This window comes from Cryobacterium sp. BB307 (assembly GCF_012274275.1).
Lineage (GTDB): Bacteria > Actinomycetota > Actinomycetes > Actinomycetales > Microbacteriaceae > Terrimesophilobacter.
The window spans coordinates 313136-330341 of the sequence record NZ_JAANZA010000003.1; the positions used below are offsets into that span (position 1 = coordinate 313136).

At 64.1% G+C, this 17206-nt stretch carries 18 protein-coding genes; 7 read left to right on the forward strand and 11 right to left on the reverse strand.

Going from position 1 to position 17206, the window contains the following annotated elements; all coding sequences use genetic code 11:
- Nucleotides 1–32: 32 nt before the first annotated feature.
- Nucleotides 33–314, reverse strand: a complete 282-nt coding sequence (locus HGK58_RS13040; RefSeq protein WP_168628043.1) for a hypothetical protein — start codon at nucleotides 312–314, stop codon at nucleotides 33–35.
- A gap of 352 nt (nucleotides 315–666) precedes the next feature.
- Here HGK58_RS13040 and HGK58_RS13045 point away from each other — a divergent pair, with 352 nt between their 5' ends.
- Complete coding sequence (locus HGK58_RS13045; RefSeq protein ID WP_168628044.1) at nucleotides 667–1614, forward strand: superoxide dismutase; 948 nt, start codon at nucleotides 667–669, stop codon at nucleotides 1612–1614.
- Nucleotides 1615–1623: 9 nt separating this feature from the next.
- On the opposite strand, the gene HGK58_RS13050 is transcribed toward HGK58_RS13045, so the two are convergent.
- The 4 genes from HGK58_RS13050 to HGK58_RS13065 all read right to left on the reverse strand — a co-directional run bounded on the left by HGK58_RS13050 (nucleotide 1624) and on the right by HGK58_RS13065 (nucleotide 5346).
- Nucleotides 1624–3060, reverse strand: a complete 1437-nt coding sequence (locus tag HGK58_RS13050) for a DUF2252 domain-containing protein (RefSeq protein ID WP_168628045.1) — start codon at nucleotides 3058–3060, stop codon at nucleotides 1624–1626.
- A 111-nt stretch (nucleotides 3061–3171) separates the two neighbouring features.
- Nucleotides 3172–4089: an arginase family protein gene (locus HGK58_RS13055; RefSeq protein ID WP_168628046.1), complete on the reverse strand. Its 918-nt coding sequence runs from the start codon at nucleotides 4087–4089 to the stop codon at nucleotides 3172–3174.
- Between the two features lie 12 nt (nucleotides 4090–4101).
- Nucleotides 4102–4728 carry a dihydrofolate reductase family protein gene (locus HGK58_RS13060; RefSeq protein ID WP_168628047.1) on the reverse strand — a complete coding sequence of 209 codons (627 nt, stop codon included), beginning with the start codon at nucleotides 4726–4728 and terminating at the stop codon, nucleotides 4102–4104.
- 111 nt (nucleotides 4729–4839) lie between these two features.
- Nucleotides 4840–5346: a MarR family winged helix-turn-helix transcriptional regulator gene (locus HGK58_RS13065; RefSeq protein ID WP_168628048.1), complete on the reverse strand. Its 507-nt coding sequence runs from the start codon at nucleotides 5344–5346 to the stop codon at nucleotides 4840–4842.
- A gap of 132 nt (nucleotides 5347–5478) precedes the next feature.
- On the opposite strand from HGK58_RS13065, the gene HGK58_RS13070 reads away from it, so the two are divergent.
- Genes HGK58_RS13070 through HGK58_RS13080 form a run of 3 tightly spaced genes read left to right on the forward strand, consistent with a single transcriptional unit; the run spans nucleotide 5479 to nucleotide 8314 of the window.
- Nucleotides 5479–6144: an NADPH-dependent F420 reductase gene (locus HGK58_RS13070; RefSeq protein WP_168628049.1), complete on the forward strand. Its 666-nt coding sequence runs from the start codon at nucleotides 5479–5481 to the stop codon at nucleotides 6142–6144.
- A gap of 56 nt (nucleotides 6145–6200) precedes the next feature.
- Entirely contained in the window at nucleotides 6201–7244 is a 1044-nt protein-coding gene (locus tag HGK58_RS13075) for an LLM class flavin-dependent oxidoreductase (RefSeq protein ID WP_168628050.1), read from the forward strand.
- Nucleotides 7245–7282: 38 nt separating this feature from the next.
- Nucleotides 7283–8314 carry an LLM class flavin-dependent oxidoreductase gene (locus HGK58_RS13080; RefSeq protein ID WP_168628051.1) on the forward strand — a complete coding sequence of 344 codons (1032 nt, stop codon included), beginning with the start codon at nucleotides 7283–7285 and terminating at the stop codon, nucleotides 8312–8314.
- Here HGK58_RS13080 and HGK58_RS13085 read toward each other — a convergent pair.
- The 4 genes from HGK58_RS13085 to HGK58_RS13100 all read right to left on the reverse strand — a co-directional run bounded on the left by HGK58_RS13085 (nucleotide 8304) and on the right by HGK58_RS13100 (nucleotide 10732).
- Nucleotides 8304–9197: an RNA polymerase sigma-70 factor gene (locus tag HGK58_RS13085; RefSeq protein WP_168628052.1), complete on the reverse strand. Its 894-nt coding sequence runs from the start codon at nucleotides 9195–9197 to the stop codon at nucleotides 8304–8306. The genes HGK58_RS13080 and HGK58_RS13085 overlap by 11 nt on opposite strands.
- A 9-nt stretch (nucleotides 9198–9206) precedes the next feature.
- A complete protein-coding gene (locus HGK58_RS13090; RefSeq protein ID WP_168628053.1) occupies nucleotides 9207–9797 on the reverse strand; it encodes a carboxymuconolactone decarboxylase family protein in 591 nt (196 codons plus the stop codon).
- A 99-nt stretch (nucleotides 9798–9896) separates the two neighbouring features.
- Complete coding sequence (locus HGK58_RS13095; protein WP_168628054.1) at nucleotides 9897–10301, reverse strand: hypothetical protein; 405 nt, start codon at nucleotides 10299–10301, stop codon at nucleotides 9897–9899.
- Nucleotides 10302–10432: 131 nt separating this feature from the next.
- Nucleotides 10433–10732, reverse strand: a complete 300-nt coding sequence (locus HGK58_RS13100) for a SemiSWEET family transporter (protein ID WP_227411687.1) — start codon at nucleotides 10730–10732, stop codon at nucleotides 10433–10435.
- Nucleotides 10733–10910: 178 nt separating this feature from the next.
- Here HGK58_RS13100 and HGK58_RS13105 point away from each other — a divergent pair, with 178 nt between their 5' ends.
- The gene (locus HGK58_RS13105; protein ID WP_168628056.1) at nucleotides 10911–11561 is read left to right on the forward strand and encodes a hypothetical protein; all 651 of its coding nucleotides are present in this window, start codon (nucleotides 10911–10913) and stop codon (nucleotides 11559–11561) included.
- A 599-nt stretch (nucleotides 11562–12160) separates the two neighbouring features.
- On the opposite strand, the gene HGK58_RS13110 is transcribed toward HGK58_RS13105, so the two are convergent.
- Nucleotides 12161–12613 (reverse strand): HIT family protein, encoded by a 453-nt coding sequence (locus tag HGK58_RS13110; protein WP_168628057.1) that lies wholly within the window; start codon nucleotides 12611–12613, stop codon nucleotides 12161–12163.
- Nucleotides 12614–13012: 399 nt separating this feature from the next.
- Between HGK58_RS13110 and HGK58_RS13115 the strand changes: the two genes are divergently transcribed.
- Nucleotides 13013–15346: an FIVAR domain-containing protein gene (locus tag HGK58_RS13115; RefSeq protein WP_168628058.1), complete on the forward strand. Its 2334-nt coding sequence runs from the start codon at nucleotides 13013–13015 to the stop codon at nucleotides 15344–15346.
- Nucleotides 15347–15530: 184 nt separating this feature from the next.
- On the opposite strand, the gene HGK58_RS13120 is transcribed toward HGK58_RS13115, so the two are convergent.
- Nucleotides 15531–16265 carry a BTAD domain-containing putative transcriptional regulator gene (locus tag HGK58_RS13120; protein WP_168628059.1) on the reverse strand — a complete coding sequence of 245 codons (735 nt, stop codon included), beginning with the start codon at nucleotides 16263–16265 and terminating at the stop codon, nucleotides 15531–15533.
- 363 nt (nucleotides 16266–16628) lie between these two features.
- On the opposite strand from HGK58_RS13120, the gene HGK58_RS13125 reads away from it, so the two are divergent.
- Nucleotides 16629–16862, forward strand: coding sequence for a hypothetical protein (locus tag HGK58_RS13125; RefSeq protein ID WP_168628060.1), 234 nt, complete (start codon nucleotides 16629–16631; stop codon nucleotides 16860–16862).
- The last annotated feature ends 344 nt before the right edge of the window (nucleotides 16863–17206 follow it).

The following is a 17206-nucleotide window of genomic DNA, read 5'->3' on the forward strand; positions in this document are numbered from 1 at the left end:
ACAGGTCGGGCCGGTAGCCACGTTGGCTTCTTTCAGTCACTTTCCGTGGTCTCGGCAGCAGCACGCGGCGGCTTGGTCCGGAGCGGCGGATACTGCACAAGGGCGATCAGGCAACCGAACATGATCACGGTTGAGACGACCAACAACAAGACCACGGGTACGAAGTAGGTCCAGGCCACATCGACGTAAATCTCGAGCTTTCGCGAGACGACAAGCGGACCAGCCCAGTCGCCGGTGTAATTGGCGAGGCCTGCGAGACTGGCAATCAAGGAGAAGTAGGCGAGGACCGCGGCGAGCAACGCGAGGAACGACACCACCGGTCGGTACACGGGCCCATAGTCCTTAGGGTCATAGCCGCCCCCGCTAGCCCACTTTTCCATTCGACTCCAGCCTCCCAAGACGCCTGACGCGTGTACTGGGTCACGAGCATCACCGATCTTGAGTTGGACGGTAGCGCAACTCGAACGGTGATCGCCACGACTCGCGATCACCGCCCGGGACCGAAAGCGCAGCATCCCGGTGCCAGTTTGTTGACCGCGCGCCACTTTGAACCCGCGCGCGGTCAACAAACCGGCGCGCGGATCGCGGCCTACGCCGCGAACCCCCGCCTGAGAGGGAGGTGCGAACCCTAACCATGCGCGGGAACGCAGTCGTAGCATGGCCCGCATGTCCGGTCGCATCGTCGCACGTACATTGTTCGCCGCCACACTGAGCGCGCTCCTCGCCCTTTCGGGAACGCAGATGGCCCTCGCCGCTCAGCAGTCGCCGCCCGGCCACTTCCCGGACGTGATCGCGCTGCCCAACGGCTTCCAGCCAGAGGGAATCGACATCGGGCCCGGCGGCACCGGGTACGTGGGCTCACTAGTGGACGGTGACATTTACGTCTTCAGCGTGCGCACCGGCGAGGAGATCACAACGCTCGAGGGTCCCGGCACACCGTCGGTCGGACTGAAAATCGACAAGCACGATCGGCTGTTCATCGCCGGCGGGCCCACAGGCGAAGCTCGAGTAGTGGATGCCGCCACCGGCGACCTGATCCAGAGCTACCAGCTCACTACCGAGCCGTCCTTCATCAACGACGTCGTCCTCACGCGCGACGCCGCCTGGTTCACCGACAGCCAGCAGGCGCAGCTGTACAAGCTCCCGCTCGGTCCCGGCGGCGCGCTACCGGACCCGGATGCCGTAGAAACGCTTCCGCTGACCGGGGACTGGGTGCAGCAGGCGGGCTTCAATGCCAACGGCATCGAGGAGACACCCAACCACCAGGCATTTCTCGTGATCCAGTCGGCCACCGGCATCCTGTTCCGCGTGGACCCGGACACCGGTGTCGCCACCGCAGTTGACCTCGGCGGTGTGACACTCACCGACGGCGATGGACTGCTGGTCGTGGGACGTACTCTGTACGTGGTGCAGAACTTCCAGAACACGGTCGCCGTAGTCAAGCTCAACGCCTCCGGGACCAGCGGCGAACTCGTTGACCAGCTCACCGACCCCGATTTCCAGGTGCCGACCACAATCGCCCGGTTCGGCAACGGGCTCTACCTGCCGAACGCGCGCTTCGACACTCCCCCGACCCCCGACACCGAGTACTCGGTCGTGCGCATCGACCGCTAACGCAGCGCGTTACTGAACGGCGGCGGGGGCGGCGAGGCGTCCCGAATCGATTGCCGCGATGAACGCGCGGTAGTCGCTCTCGTTCTGGTCGGCGTACGACTCGGCGAAGTCCCCAATCGCCTCGTCGAAGGCATCCGATTTTCCGAGGTAGGCCGCGATCTCGACCCGATCACCGGTGCGCGAGTGCGCGCGCGCCAGGGTCTCGCCGCACACACGCGCGTATAGCATCCCGCCCCGGTGCATCATCAGCTCGGGATCCAACGAACCCTTCCAGTCGTGCAGCTGGCGGACGTAGAAGTCCCGCTCGATGCCACCCTCGCCGCGAACCCGCTGCCAGCCCAAGAAGATGTCGCTGGCGGCTTGCATGGCCCGCTGTCCCCTGACCACGCGCTCACCATGGTGGGAGAACTCGCTCGGCCCCAGATAGCCCTCGAGCACCGAAGCGCCCGCCTCCTTCGCCTGGAGGAACAGCGGGTCGGAGTTGTCCTTGCCGGTCAGCAGGATGATCCACGAGCGCGTGCCGACACTGCCCACCCCGACGACCTTTCTGGCCATGTGCACGTACGTGTATTCGGCCAGCGGATGGCGCCCCGTGAGCAGTGTCTGGCGGTAGGACGTCAGCATCTCGTGCATCCGGTCCTCGATGTCGTCCGCTGCCTGGTGCTGCGCCACGACATCTTCCACCGGCACGACCAGCGGCGGGTCGGCCTTGATTCGCAGCCGTCCATCCTCGACCGTCACGAGCTTGGAGAACGCCCGCAGGCGCTCCTTGGTCCGAGCCTTCGTGACGATGTCGCCCCAGCCCTTGAGCTGTCGACTGCCGGCGCGCTTGGCGTCGCGTTCGCCGAGCAGCCACGACTGTATTTGCGGGGCGTCGAGCCTGTCGTACCACGCGTCGAGCACCGAGGCATCGGCAGCGCGGAGCATCTGCTCCCGGTAGGCGCGAACGGATGCGAGCACGAGCATCCGGCGTTCGGCATCCGAGAAAGCACGGTGTCGTCCGGCGATCTCGAAACTGGCGGCGAGCCGCTTGACGTCCCATTCGAATGGTCCGGGGAGGGTCTCGTCGAAGTCGTTGATGTCGAAGACCAACTGTCGTTCCGGGGAGGCGAACAGGCCGAAGTTCGACAGGTGCGCGTCGCCGCACAGTTGGACGATGAGGCCGCTGTGGGCTGCGGTCGCGAGATCGGCGGCCATGAGCAGTGCCGCGCCCCGATAGAACGTGAACGGGGAGACCATCATTCGTGCGTGCCGCACGGGAAGAAGCTCCGGGACGCGCGTGGTCTCCTGCAACTCGAGCAGCGCTACCGGATCGGCCCGTGCTGCAGCGTCTCCCCAATCGCGTTGCGCTGATCGTGGTGTTCGGCTGCGGGCGGCCCGCCCCGCTTCGCGTCGCTGCCGGAATTCAGCCGGCTGAATTGCCGTGTGAACCGTTTCAGCCGTCACGTCGTTCCCTTGTCTGCGGGTGCTTAAGAAAGAACCTCGCTCGCGAACTTGGGACAGGCATCACCCAACGCGGGTGACCTGGCGACGGCGTGAGTCCTTTACCGTCTGGGACTAACGGCTGCCTGCTAGCACCTGGGCCAAATCCTGAACCAAGCGGATGATCGTCCGCGCGCATGCTCCGTCGGCATCCTGGGCAGGGTCGTAGATGACCAGGCTGATCCCGATGAGCCCCGGATGCCGCGCCGCTGATGCCATGACCGCGGACAGCTGGTCCGGGCTGAGCCCGCCAGGCTCGTCGGGAACGTCCGGCACTCCCTGGGCGGGGAAGTGCTCGGGGTCGAGCACGTCCAGGTCAACATGCATCCACCAGCGCTGGTTCGAGCGGGTAACGAACTCGGCGGCCTCGCGAGCAACCTGTCCGGGCTGGGAGGCGACCGCCGTCGCATCCCGAACGTAGGCACCCAGGCCGGCAGCCGAGGCCACGTTGAATCTCCGTCGCCAGGCGTCATCCCGGGGGCCCAGGATGGCGAGGCTGCCCGGGGCAACAGTGGGCACCAGAGCCGCAAGCGGACCGCGCAGCGTCTTGCCGGTCAACCCCAGGAGGAGGCCGATCTCGGTGTTCGCCGCTTCGCCGTCCTCCGACACGTCCAGCGGCATGGTGTCTTCGTGGCCGTCGAGCACCAGCAGACCGACCCGATCCGCAGTCTGCACCGCACCGGCCATGATGCCGAGAAGGGACGAGCAGTCGCCGCCGATGACGCAGGGAAAGGCTTCGGATGCGGCCGCCCCCGCGACCCTGACCGTGAGGTCCCGGGTCATGGCGATCAGAGCAGATTCGTTGACGAGCGTCGTGTCGGTCCCGCGCTCAGGACTCTGCGCTGGCAGCAGGATGTCTTCGTCAGTGACGACTTCCAGCGGTGCCCACGCGGCCGAGATTCCTGCGTCCCTGATGGCCTGGGCGGCCAGAGTCTGGTTCGCTGCACGGCCGTACCCGTCGAACGGGACCCCGATAATAGCGATTTGCAGCATGTCCACACCACGTCACGGCGCAGCTGCTCCGGGCGGGGCGGCCAGCACGGTGGGCACGTATTCGAGGAGCTGCAGCCGGCCGTCGAACGTTCGGCTCTCCACGAGTTCGAGAGCGACATCCGGATACTGGTCGTAGATGCGCTCGCTCCCCGTCTTGCCTGTGATAACAGGGAAAAGGACCACCCGGAATCGGTCCACCAGGCCGGCTGCCAGGAGCGCCCGGCACACACTGAGGCTACCGACGGTGCGCATCGGTGAGGCGCCGCTTCGCTTCAGCTCCGCCACGGCCTCGACTGCATCTCCGTTGATCACCTCGGTGTTCGGCAGTGCCAGCGGCTGCTTCAAGGACGAAGAGAAGACCACCTTGCGAGCCTCGGCGACCTCCTCGATGGATGCCTCTTCCTCCGCCGAGAAGCCTGCCTCCGGATCGTCTCGTAGAGCGACAAACCCCGCCATCTGACGGTAGGTCTTGGCTCCCATCAGCAGCGTCCAGTCCCTCTCGGGCTGCTCGGCGAGCCAGCGCAGATACTCCGGGCCCTGCAGCCCCCACCATCCTGGCCAGCCCTCCGCCGATGCATAACCGTCCAGCGAGATGATGAAATCCACCAGCAGTTCCTGGGCGTCAGCTTTCTCAATCATTCTCGATCCCTCCGCTCCTGGAACCTCATCGCCGAGGTTACTCACGGGCCAGCGAGTCAAGTACGGGATGCTGAGCGCGAACCCAGCGCCGCATGTCCGCATCCCACTTGCTCAGGGCAGATAGTCAATGGCTTCGCAGGGGTTGGAGTTGGGCTGTGCGCGGTGCACGTCCATTGCGAGTCCACTGAGCAGTCTCGCCAAGGTTTCCGCGTCGTCTTCGTTGAGTCCGGCGAGCAGTTCGGCCTCGGCTGCCTCGACACGCCCTTCGTAGCGTTCCAGCAGCTTCCTTCCGTGGGAAGTGGCCACGATCTTGCGTGAACGGCGGTCAGCGGGGTCCGGGGTCCGCTCGACAACCTTGGCTTCGACCAGGGCGTCCAGCAGGTACGTCAAAACGGTGCGGTCGATGACCAGATGCGCGGCCAGCGCTTGCTGGTTCGGCGGGTCGCGGTGGACGACCGTCGATAGCACCTGGTACCCGCGAACTCCACCCGGCATCCCTTCGACTGCTTCTTCAAAGCGGGCGTGATAGTCGCGCAGGACCATGCCCAGATTCCAGCCCAGATCCCCGGGCGGCGCTGCCGCCAAGGGGTTGCGTGAGGAGAGCCGACTGGTCGTCATGTGCTCATGATACCGCACGATGTGCTGTTCAACAGATCATATTTTAGTGAGATAGTCTGTTCCACAACATATTTTGGTAAAAACGGAGTCGCGCCACTAGTCCGACGCCAGCATGTTTTGAAGGGTCTCCACATGAACACCGCCGCTACCGGCCCGCGAAGTATCGGCATCCTCGGTGCCGGGCGGGTCGGCACCGCCGTCGCCCGCCAGTCCCTAAGGGCCGGTTATCCGGTGAAGATCGCGACGACCAAACCCGTCGAGGAGATTGCGATGCTGGTTGACATCATCACCCCGGGCGCGCGCGCTGTCGAGGCCTCCGAGGCGGCAAACGCGGACCTGGTGGTCATTGCGGTCCCGTTGCATAAGTACCGCTCCCTGAACCCGCGACTGCTGGCTGGCAAGACGGTGATTGACGTGATGAACTACTGGGCCCCAGTCGATGGACTGATCGATGAATTCGAGAATGATCCGCGCACCAGCAGTGAAATCATCCAAGCGTTCCTGCCCGAGGCGCACTTGGTCAAGTCGCTGAACCACATCGGCTATCACGAGCTAGAGGAAGACGGCAAGAAGGCCGGGGCCGTCGACCGGCGCGCTCTTGCGTTGGCCGGTGACGACGACCACGCCAAGCGGATGGTGGCGGCGTACTTGGACCGGCTTGGTTACGACCCCGTCGATGCCGGACCGCTCTGCGCTGGGCGAGCCTTTCAGCCCGGAACGGAGATCTTCAACGGATCCCACACCGCCGACCAGCTCCACGCAGTGCTCGCCGCCGCCCTGGCCTCCTCCGCCTCCTGACATCCGTTCTGGCGACAAGCTCGCGCGGCACTATCAAAACCAGCAAGGAAAACCCCATGGAAATCGGCGCATACAGTTTCGGCGACACCCCACTGAACCCGGACGGCACGCCGCGGCCGACCGCCGAGGCGATCAGGAACCTGTTCGAGGCCATCGTCCACGCGGACAAGGTCGGCCTGGACTACTTTGGCGTCGGTGAGCACCACACCACGAGCATGCCGGCCTCCTCGCCCGGGACACTAATCGCCGCCGCGGCGGCGGCGACCACGCAGATCACCCTCGGCAGCGCGGCCAGCATCATCGGCACTGATGACCCGGTGCGTGTGTTCCAGCAGTTCGCCACCGCCGATGCCATCTCTGGCGGCGGACGGATCGAGATCACTGCCGGGCGCGGATCCTCGGTCGAGACCTTTCCGCTGTTCGGCTACGACCTGGCCGACTACGACGAGCTGTACGCCGACAAGCTCCAGCTCTTGATGACCATCAACGACAGCACAACCGAACACGTCAGCTGGGCGGGTACCGCTCGCCCGGCTCTGGCCAATCTCGCTGTCGTGCCCCGACCGGTCAACGGCCCGCTGCCGATCTGGCTGGCCACCGGCGGCAACGCCGCGTCCTCCGCCCGCGCCGGCAGCCTGGGACTGCCCATCTCCTACGGCATCATCGGCGGGGCCCCTCACCGTTTCGCCCCGCTGGCCCAGCTCTACCGGGCATCGGCCGCCCAAGCCGGCCATCCTGCCGAGAATGCCAAGGTCTCTGTGGCCGCCCTCGGCCTGGTCGCCCCAACCAAGGGCGAAGCGCTTGACCGGTTCTACCCCGGCTGGAACAACCTCAATGTCGAAATGGGTCGATTGCGAGGCTGGCCCGCACCCGACAAACGCGCCTACCTCGCTCAAGCGGAAGCCCCCGGCGCTTACTACGTCGGAGACCCGGACGATGTCGCCGAACGAATCGTTCACCTGCACGGCCACCTCGGGCAAATGCGCCACTTCCTGCAAACCGACATCGGTGGGCTGCCCCATGAACACTTCATCGAATCACTCACGCTGCTGGCAACCGAGGTCAAGCCGCGCGTTGAGCGACTCCTGAAAGCGCAATAGAGACCTTCACCGACCACCCAAAGACAAAAGGACGATCCATGGAACTCGGTATCTACACCTTCGGCGAGATCAACCAGCATCCGGATGGCAAGGCGACCACGGATGTGACGACGCGCCTCGACCAGCTCGTGGAGTTGGCGCAGAACGCCGACCGCGGCGGACTGGACGTGATCGCCCTGGGCGAGCACCACCGACCCGACTTCGTGCTGTCGGCCCCCGAGATGGTCCTCGCCGCCATGGCCACCGTGACCGAACGCATCCGCCTCACCAGCGGCGTCACGGTTCTCTCCAGCCAGGACCCCGTTCGCGTGTACCAGCAGTACGCCACCCTCGATCATCTCTCGCACGGCCGTGCCGAGATCATCGCCGGGCGCGGCGCCTTCACAGAGTCCTTCCCCCTCTTCGGCTATGACCTGGCCGACTACGACGAGCTCTTCGAGGAGAAGCTCTCGATGCTCTTGGAGATTCGCCAACACGACACTCTCACCTGGCAGGGAAAGCACCGGCCCTCTTTGAACCAGGCATCGATCGTCCCGCGCGCCAAGCAAGAACCGCTGCCGGTGTGGGTGGCGATCGGCGGCACCCCGGCATCCGCGATGCGCGCCGGCCTGCTTGGACTGCCCATGATGATGGGCTTCTTCACCGGACCCGAGCAATTCGTCCCGCGCGTCGAGCTCTACCGCCGCGCGGCCGAGCAGGCCGGACACGACCCTGCCCAGTTGCGACTGGGAGCCAGCGGGCACATGTTCATCGGGAAGACATCACAGGGCGCCCGCGACTCCTTCTATCCCTACTACGCCGAGTACATGCGGCAGATGGGCCTGACCGGAGGCACGGTATTTCCGCGTGATGCTTACGATCACTGGATCGAGCGCGGACTGCCCGTGGGCAGCCCGCAGCAGGTCACCGACGAGATCATGAAACGCGTGGAATTGCTCGGGATCGACCGATTCCTCGGCCAGATCGACGTGGGCAACCTCCCCTGGCCGATGATCAACGAGTCCCTCGAGCTCTTCATGACCGAGGTGCTCCCGGTCGTGAAGCGAGAGACCGGCGCCGTCATCGGCTGACGGCCGCCTCCACTTCGAGTCGGCCAAGCTTGTCGGGGTTCGCGATCGAGAAAATCCGCGTGACCTTCCCGTCTTCGATGGCGAGGCTGACGACGCCGAGCAGTTGCCCATCCAGCTCCATCCGAATGCCGGGCTCGCCGTTCACCCACGTCATGACCGCGGCGAGCGCGCCCTTGGCCTTCGCCATCCCGCCAATGACGTATCGGGCCACCCGATCGGCGCCGACGATCGGCCGCTGCGCGGCGCCGCGTGCCTTTCCTCCACCGTCGGCAACGGAAACCACGTCGGGGGCGAGCACATCCATGAGGCCCTGCAGATCGCCCGTGTTGAGGGCGGCGACCAGCCGGCCTACCACTTCCTCAAATTCGGACCGGACCACGCGCACGCGGGGGTGCCGCGCCGTAACGTGGCTCTTGGCCCGGTGTGCGATCTGCCGGACCGCCGCCGGCGACTTGTCGACGGCATCCGCGATCTCGTCGTACGGCATGTCGAAGACCTCACGCAGCACGAAGACCGCGCGCTCGGCCGGACCGAGCGTCTCGAGCACGGTGAGCATCGCGATGGAGAGGTTCTCGGCGAGTTCGACGTCGTCCGCGACATCCGGACTCGTCAGCAGCGGCTCCGGCAGCCACTCGCCCACGTACTCCTCGCGGCGCCGCGTCACCGTGCGCAGGTGGTTGAGCGCCTGGCGCGTCACGATCCGCACCAGGTAGGCGCGCGGTTCACGGATCTCGGATGCGTCCACCGCCGACCAGCGGATCCAGGACTCCTGCAGCACGTCTTCGGCATCCGCGGCCGACCCCAAGAGCTCGTACGCGACGGTGAACAGGAGCCTCCGGTGGACGACGAACGGATCGTCCCCGGCGTGCGCGATGCTGCCCATCCCGGGAGCCTACGCGGTGTCCGAGGCGGTTGACGGAACGGCAAGCGGCGGGAGACCGCACGCATCCGCGAACTGCTCGGAGTGGATGCCGAGCGCGACGTTCATCCGTGCGGACATGTTCATGAAGGCAACGCGCGCGGCGAGTTCGACAAGCGCGGCCGGACCGAGATCAGCGAGGAGGGCATCCGACAGCTCGTCGGTCACCGCCGGCGGCGTCTGGCTCTCGGCCTCCGCGTACTCCATCACCCTGCGCTCGGTGGCGGTGAAGACTGGGGCCTCCCGCCAGCGCGGCACCTCGCGTGCCTTCGCCTCGTTGAGTCCACGGTCGTGCGCCATGAAGTAGTTGAAGTCGAGGCAGAAACTGCAGCCGATCGTCGCGGCCGCAGCCATGGCGGCATACGATGCGAGGTTCTGATCGAGCTCGCCCCACTTTTCGACCTTGCCGCCGATGCCCATAGCGTCCTTCATGACGGACTTGTGGTGCCACAGCACGCCGACGGACTTGGGTACGAAGCCCATCTTCTTGCGGGCCGCGAACTTCACGAGCGCTCCGAACACGCCGTTGATCTCGGTCAGGGGGACGCGGGTGTCGCCGGTCATTTCTTTCTCCAATGTGTCGATGGATTGTGTCCTTCAACATGGAGACACCGGGCGGCGCCGGTCTGTGACACTCGCCCGCGAAATGTGGGGCGGGCGGCTCTACCGTGGCCGTGACACACCGAAGAGTTCCAGGGAGCCGTTGCACCCGGAGTCCCCGAAAACGCCCTCATCGAAATACGGCGCATAGCTACGCGCGAAGTGAATCGGCTCTCCAAAGCGATACTCCGGACCATCCTCGGCCGCCACCGATCCTGCCGTCACTTCCACGTCCCGGGGGACCACCACCCGATACAGATCGCCCGGTCCCTCCACCACCTCGACGTACAGGCACCCATCATCCCCGACGGTCAGTACACCCTCGTAGCGAACGTCGTCGATGACCGCCTCCGCGCCGCGGTCGCGGACAAAGGAGATTCCGGCACTCGTCGCAGCCACCAACGATGCGGCATCACGTAGCTCCCCACCGCACGACGCAAGCGTCGACGCGACGAGCAGGGAGGTCACTAAAACGGGAACGAGCCGAATGACTCGCCGACCCGGAGATTTGCCTCCCATGGTGGTGACCCTACTCCCCCAATGTCGCGCGAAGGCGACGCCTGCGCACCCCCCTTGCCGCTCAAGCTCGACAGGCCTACTCAGCGATGATCTGGTGCCCCCTCGCGGGCGGGCGCGACTCGGCGGCGGTAGATGTACATCGTGATGAGCAGCGCAATCGCCGTCAGCACCGCGGCGACGTTGGCGATGATCAGCGGGAGGGCTCCGTTGACGATGCCGTACGCCAACCAGAGCAGGAACCCGACCAGAAGGATGCACACCCAGGCAGGCGACGTGCCACCGGCATCCCGGTTACGGACGATGACGCGGATCTGGAGGATTGGCGCGAGGGCCATTACAAGACCCCACGACGTAGCGACTACATCAAGCGTTTCGGACAAGATGACCCCATGACTTCAGAACAGTGGATGGTGGACGCGAGCGCCCTCACCTATCTGAAGTCGCGACGGCTCATGTCATCCCCGTAGAGAGGGAGAGAACGGTTGAGCCGGGTCACGGTTCGAGGCTAGCAGGCGCCGGCAGAAGCATGGCAGGGCGAATCCCCGCTAGATTCGGCCCATGCGCCGTTCCCTCATGTTTGTGATGGCCATCAGTCTCACCGTCGGGTTGGCCGGTTGCGTCAATACTGCTGCTACACCGCCGGGCGGGACAATCGCATCAACCCCGCCGCCGACATCCTCTTCAACTCCGACGCCGGTTGAGCGGATGACCATCGGGCTCGATAGCGTCTCGTACGAACACGACGGCAGGGTGGACGTGATCGCGCTGGACGACGGCGCATCCGTCCTCGCCCTATTCGAATCGATTAATGGCTTCCTGCCGACGGGCACCGAAATTGAATACCCTCCCGGATATCCCACTGGTCTATTCACGTATAGATGGAGCGAGGTGATCGTCGCAGTGTCCGATCAGGGGCCGGCCGACTTCGTGATCCTTTCGCCGACCATCAACGGCGTGCCGATTCAAACGACAGAGGGCATCGCGGTCGGCTCCTCCCGCTCGGAGGTCGTGGCTGCCGGGGTTCGCGACTACATGGATGAGGACGACGACGGAGTTGCGGACCATCTGGCATTGGGCTCGCGCGAGGTGCCCGGCACTCGGTCACTTGACCGCGACGGCTTCGTGGGCGCGGAATTCCTTCTTCTCGTGATTTATGGCGACACCGTCGAGCGGATCATTGTGCCTGCAAACGACTTCAGCGACCTCTAACTCAAGCGGTAGCGCACGACAGCCACACGCAAAGCGGAGACTCGACCTCGTCACGTGCACATTAGGCATCACGATGCGCGCCGTGCACGCACGAGCCAACCCATCCCCCGGGCATAAGGCAAGTCGCCCACGCGGATATCGGTGAAGCCTGTGCGTTCCCAGCTCGACAGGATCTCCTCGCGATTGCGAAAACGCAGAGTCGAGGTGGAGAGCACGTCCTGCCCGTCGGGGAACTCGTTGTGCGCTGTAAAGTCACCAACAGAGGGTCCTCGCGGACCTCATTGACCTCGTACCATTCCGTGACGGGCCCCAGCCCCGGCATGTCGGTCGTGGTCGGGGAGTCGGGCACCCACGACTCCCAGACGCGGGCTTCTGGCACGCAAGTTTCGAAAGCAAGCTCTCCTCCAGGCCGCAGCGCGCGATACACCGCCCGAAGAGTTGCTTCCCAGTCCTCATCCGTCAGGAAGACCTGCGCAACGTTTTCCGTGACAGAACTCGACCACGTTCCGACAACGCAACGCTGATGTCGCTGCTGGACGCTTGAGGTTTTCGAAAGTCGCCCACCGGTGTGCCGTACACAGCATGAGCCAAGTCACCATTCAGGCTGTCGACGGGATGGCGGCCTTTATCGCTTGCGCATCGCTGTCGAGGAGCGACCTCTCCCGCTCCTCCCCCGACTCGGGATTGACGTTCCAGCCGTCTCCTGCGTAACGGGGGATGATGTGAAGGTGGAAGTGGAAGACCGTCTGAAAGGCGGCTTCGCCGTCACAGAGGAAGATGTTGATCCCCTCGCAGCGCAGGCTGGAGCGTCGCAAGGCTCGCGCCATGTCATGACCGACTGACCAGACGTGAGCACTAGTGGCTTCATCGAGATCTTCTAAGCCGATCGCGTGTCTGCGTGGCACGACGAGAAGATGGCCAGGCGTGACGGGGTACCGGTCCATGAAGACCACAACGGTCTCGTCCTCATACACCACACTTGCCTCGCCCTGTCGGGCGACGATGGCGCAGAAGGTGCACACCGGCGCCGCTGATGCCGCGTTCTGTGTCATACGCGCAATAGTTCCGGTACATCCAGACAGGCGCAACTCAGTTGCTCCCGGAGCCTAACCTCGGCCGACGGCTCGTTGGCAGGAGCGGACCACCAACCCTTATCCAGATGGCCGATAGAAACGCCGCGTTGCACGCTGAAGCGGCCCTGACTACTACACGTTGAAGCGGAACTCGACCGAATGCCATTCCAACCTGCGTGCTCGAAACGGTCGCCTTGTCCTTTGACTTGTTGGCCATGCCCGGGGGCTATGCAGGTGGGGTTGAGGCGCCAGAACTGGGGCCATTCCGTTGGGCGTGAGGATTCGCGGGTTGAACTACCCTTACCAGAAGAGCCAATATACCGCAGATCGCACTGGGCTACGCGTGGTGTCTGCCAGAACCCGACATCAAGGACACCGATGCACCCGAGCACACGCCCTCAGCGTCGATTCTCCATCCCGCGCCTCCTCAAGCAAGCGGCAGTTGCTACCCTGACCGGCGTGCTCATGTTCGCCGGTGTCGCACCAGCCGCGGCCGCACCGGAAGATGACCTCGCAGCCCTGGTCGCCCACGCGGAGACACTCACCGGCGGTGAGTACACAGCAATGGCTGGAACGGAGTTCTTCGCGGCGCTCTCACATGCGAAGGATGTCCTGGCTGAAGACCCCGTGGACGAACCACGGGTCTCCGACGCTTTCGATCAGCTCAGCCAAGCCATCAGCCTGCTCGTTGACCTGTCCACCCTCCGGTCAACGTTCAATGCAGCAGTGAAAACTGGTGACTTCACAGCGCACAGCTGGACCGCCCATGAGGCAAGCCTCAACCATGCGGCCATGATTCTGAGCTGGACGACACCCGGTGAAAAAGTCATCGCATCCAAGGTGTTCGTGGACAACGCCACAGCAGCGCTGATCGCAACGGAGGGTTTTCTCGTTGACCTCAGCGGTGTCCGGGTCGCGTACAGGGATGCACCGAAAAGCGGTGACTACACCTTCTCGAGCTGGACCCCCCATCAGGCAACCCTGACCGCAGCGGCCCGCCTCCTGGACGATGCGACATCACCCAGCTTCGTGACCACGCAGTGGTACGCGGACGCGGTCGTCACAGCGTTGACCGACTCGGAGGCTGTGCTCGTTGACCTCAGCAGGCTCCGGGCTCAGACACTCGCACCGTGGAACGGTGAGTACACCGACTTCAGCCACAGGGCTTACAGCGACGTGCTGAACGTCGCGCTCGAAGCCCTAGACAAAGCGGCTCGCCCCGGGTTCCATATCAGCCAAGCTAATGTGGACACACTCACCGCTGACCTCGTCAACGCATACAACGCACTGGCTGACCTGTCCGGGCTGCGCCACGCCTACAGCAACGCGATGCTCCACACCCGGTCGAACTACCTCACACACGGGTGGGTTCGGTTCGAGGCCGCTCTCAGTGCCGCGGCTGATGTCCTTGCGCAACCCAGCCCGACCACTGCGGAGGTCGCTGCAGTCACGCAGAACCTCATCGACACTCAGTCTGCGCTGGTGCACAGCGGCTGGCTCCACGAGGTCCTCCAGACCGTGAGGTGGAAGGATGAGGCCGACTACGGGGCTGCGACCTGGGCACGGTTCATGGACACTGTCGCTGTGCTCGAGGCGCTCGCGGTCCGTGATCTCGCCGGTGACCTTATCCCTGAGGGTGACGTGTTCGACGCGTTGAACGACTACTACACCGCGGAAGCCGGCCTGCTGGAGACCGTGCCGCTGCACGCAGCCGCCGACGACTTCGCCAGCCTGGACGCAAACCATTACGCCACCGTCGCGTTCGCCGAGCTCGCAGCTATCGCCGCTGGGATCGACCGAGTGATCGCCGACTCCGGAGACCCGGCGAAGATGGGTGTGCCCGGTGACGAGTTCCTGCTGCCGCGGTACTGGGCGAAGAAGGATGAGCTGGCAGACATCCGGGCGCTCACCGCCCTGTTCGACCGGATCGATGTGGCCAGCCGCTCGCACACGGCTCACAGTGTCGCAGCGCTCCGCTCAGAGCGGTTCGCAGTAGAAGACGCGGTGGAGAACCACCGGGTGACCGACGCTGACGTTGAAGGCTTCGTCCTCCTGCTGGAAGCGCTGGAGAACGCACTGGTCAGCGTCACCCCGCTCGAGGACAGCCTGATTGCCGCTGCGGCGCTTGACGAGCGGCTATACGAGGTTGCCCTCTGGTCGGAACTGGCTACCGGTGTCGCCGCGGGGAAGCTGCTGCTCGCCGACACAGCCGATCCGAACGTACCGATCACAAGGGCGGAGATCGCATCCGCGGCGCAGGCGATCACCGACGCGATCCACAGGCTGGAGATCACACCACCGTTGATCACAGTAGGAGGTTTGCCAGCCAAGGACGGGCTGTCGGTTCAGGCTGGTGCCGAGCTGACAATTGCTGGTGAACGGGTCGAAGGCGGAAGCGTGTTCAGGGCGGAGCTCCACTCGACGCCGACTCTGCTCGGTTCTGTGACCGCGGGCATTGACGGGACCGCAGTCCTGAACGTGAGGATCCCGGCGAACACCCCTGCTGGGAAGCACACCCTCCATGTGTTCGGCACCGCAGTCGACGGAACACCGATCCACCTCACGGTCGCGGTCACCATTGTTGCTGGGCCGGGTGCCTCGTCGAACCTGCCGCGCACCGGAGCTGACCTGTCCCCGCTGCATGCAGGTGGTGGCCTCATCGCTGTCGGGGTCCTGCTGATTCTGAGCCGGCGCAGGTGGACAACCCGCTAGACGATGTCAGGAGCGGGCAGTTCGGTGCCTATTGCCGGGCAGCCCGTATCGCATCCCGACCACTCGATGGATGCCGCGAAGCGGCGCTCAGCGCTGGTTACACGTTGAGGCTGCTGGGGCATGTCTACTGATGATGAGAAGGCTCCAGCGTGCCTTTTTGTGGTCGGTGGACTTTACGTTCTGTTCAATTGATACCTGCAGCAACTCTCGCGAGGTGCTCTGATGGTTCTATTCCCAACTCGACGGCCAAGTTGGTCCTGAAAGCCTGGAATGTGCGTAAAGCACGGGCACGGTTTCCCGCCTTCAGCTCCGCGTTGATGAGCAGCGCGACGGCGCTTTCATGCAGCGGCTCCAGCTCGAGGGCGCTCTCGGCCGCTTCGACAGCTTTGTGAACGTCGCCCTCGTCGATCCAGCGGCGGGCCAGCATAAGGAATGCGCGCAGACGTACGTTCCGCAGCCGCTGCTGCTCCACGAACACCCAGTCGTCGTACCAGCCCGGCAGCAAATCTCCGCAGTGCAGGCACGAGAGGCAAGCATCGTCCGATAACTCCGAGCCAAATTCGCCAAGACGCTTGACCTTACTGACCACATCGTGCAGGTCAATAGTGACGCGGTCTGACAAAGACAGCACTTGGCCGTCGTTTACCAAAAGCCCCGGAACCTGGCTGGATGTCAAGTAGACGGATGTTCGCAGACTTTCCATTGCACGTGCTTCGGGTCTGTCCGGCCACAAAAGTCCGCTGTAATAACGACGGGGCCGGGGGCCATAGATGGCCAAGGCAGCTATCAACCGTTGCTGCCGTGACGCGACGCGGATTTCTGTCCCGTCCCGCCACAGCTGGAAGCACTGAAGAAGATTTAACTTGAACTGTCCGTCATTGTCCTGCGCCATACCGTTTCCCAACAAGGGCTGAATCACGTCCACGGGGTAAAAAGAAGTTCGCGTGAGTCCACATACCCTGCGGCTCCCCCTCAAGGGACGCCGGCGATGGTGAGCACTGCTTAGCTCATCAGCGCACTCGTTCTGCCGCCGTTGGCAGGCAAGCGTCGCTTCTAGTCCGTCTCTTCTACTTGTTTGAGACAAAGTACCGCATCAGCCAGCCAATGGAAATGGAGACGGCGGACATTTACGAAACTATGGAAAGGCTTACAAAAGGTGTTATATCGGTGTCGCGCAGGAGCCTGGTTCTTCAGGTTCCATGATAAGACTTGATGTTGGAATTAACCGACACGGTGACTGTCAAGCAGCTGCCTTGTATCGACGACTAGCAGGAGCAAATCTTTGACAGACGAATCAGCTTCGGAAGGGTCAGACGGCGGCATAGTTTCCAGTAACCTGGGCACTCTGGTGATCAACGTGTGGCGTGAAGCCGAGCACGCGAAGCCGCTCCGGGCCCGCTTTTCCTCCCGGACTGAGGATGACTCCGAGGCGACAACGAGCTATGCCGCTGACCTGGACACCGTCCTTGCGCACGTGACCGATTGGTACCAAGGACTGGCCGAGGCGCAGGAGTAGTAACACGTAGCCCTGAGCTTTCCCTGCAGACTGCCCTGCCTGTTTAGAACGCTCCAGCCGGCGATCACGCCTCAGTCACGCCTCAGTCACGCCTCAGTCACGCGTGTGTCACGGCTCCGGAACTAACCTCCACAATCCCAAGCCGTTTGTGATTTGGAGGCAGACCGTGTTCCTTTTTCTTCTTTGCCGAGGGCCATCCGGGGCAGTCAGGCTCGCCATCCCCGCTCGAGAAGCAGTGGCGGAGCACCTCACATGCCGTACTTTGTCATGCCCATGAGCGTGTTCATGTGGGCGGAGGCCGCACAGTCGGCGCTCCACCTGGGGGGACGATTCCTGCTCATGGT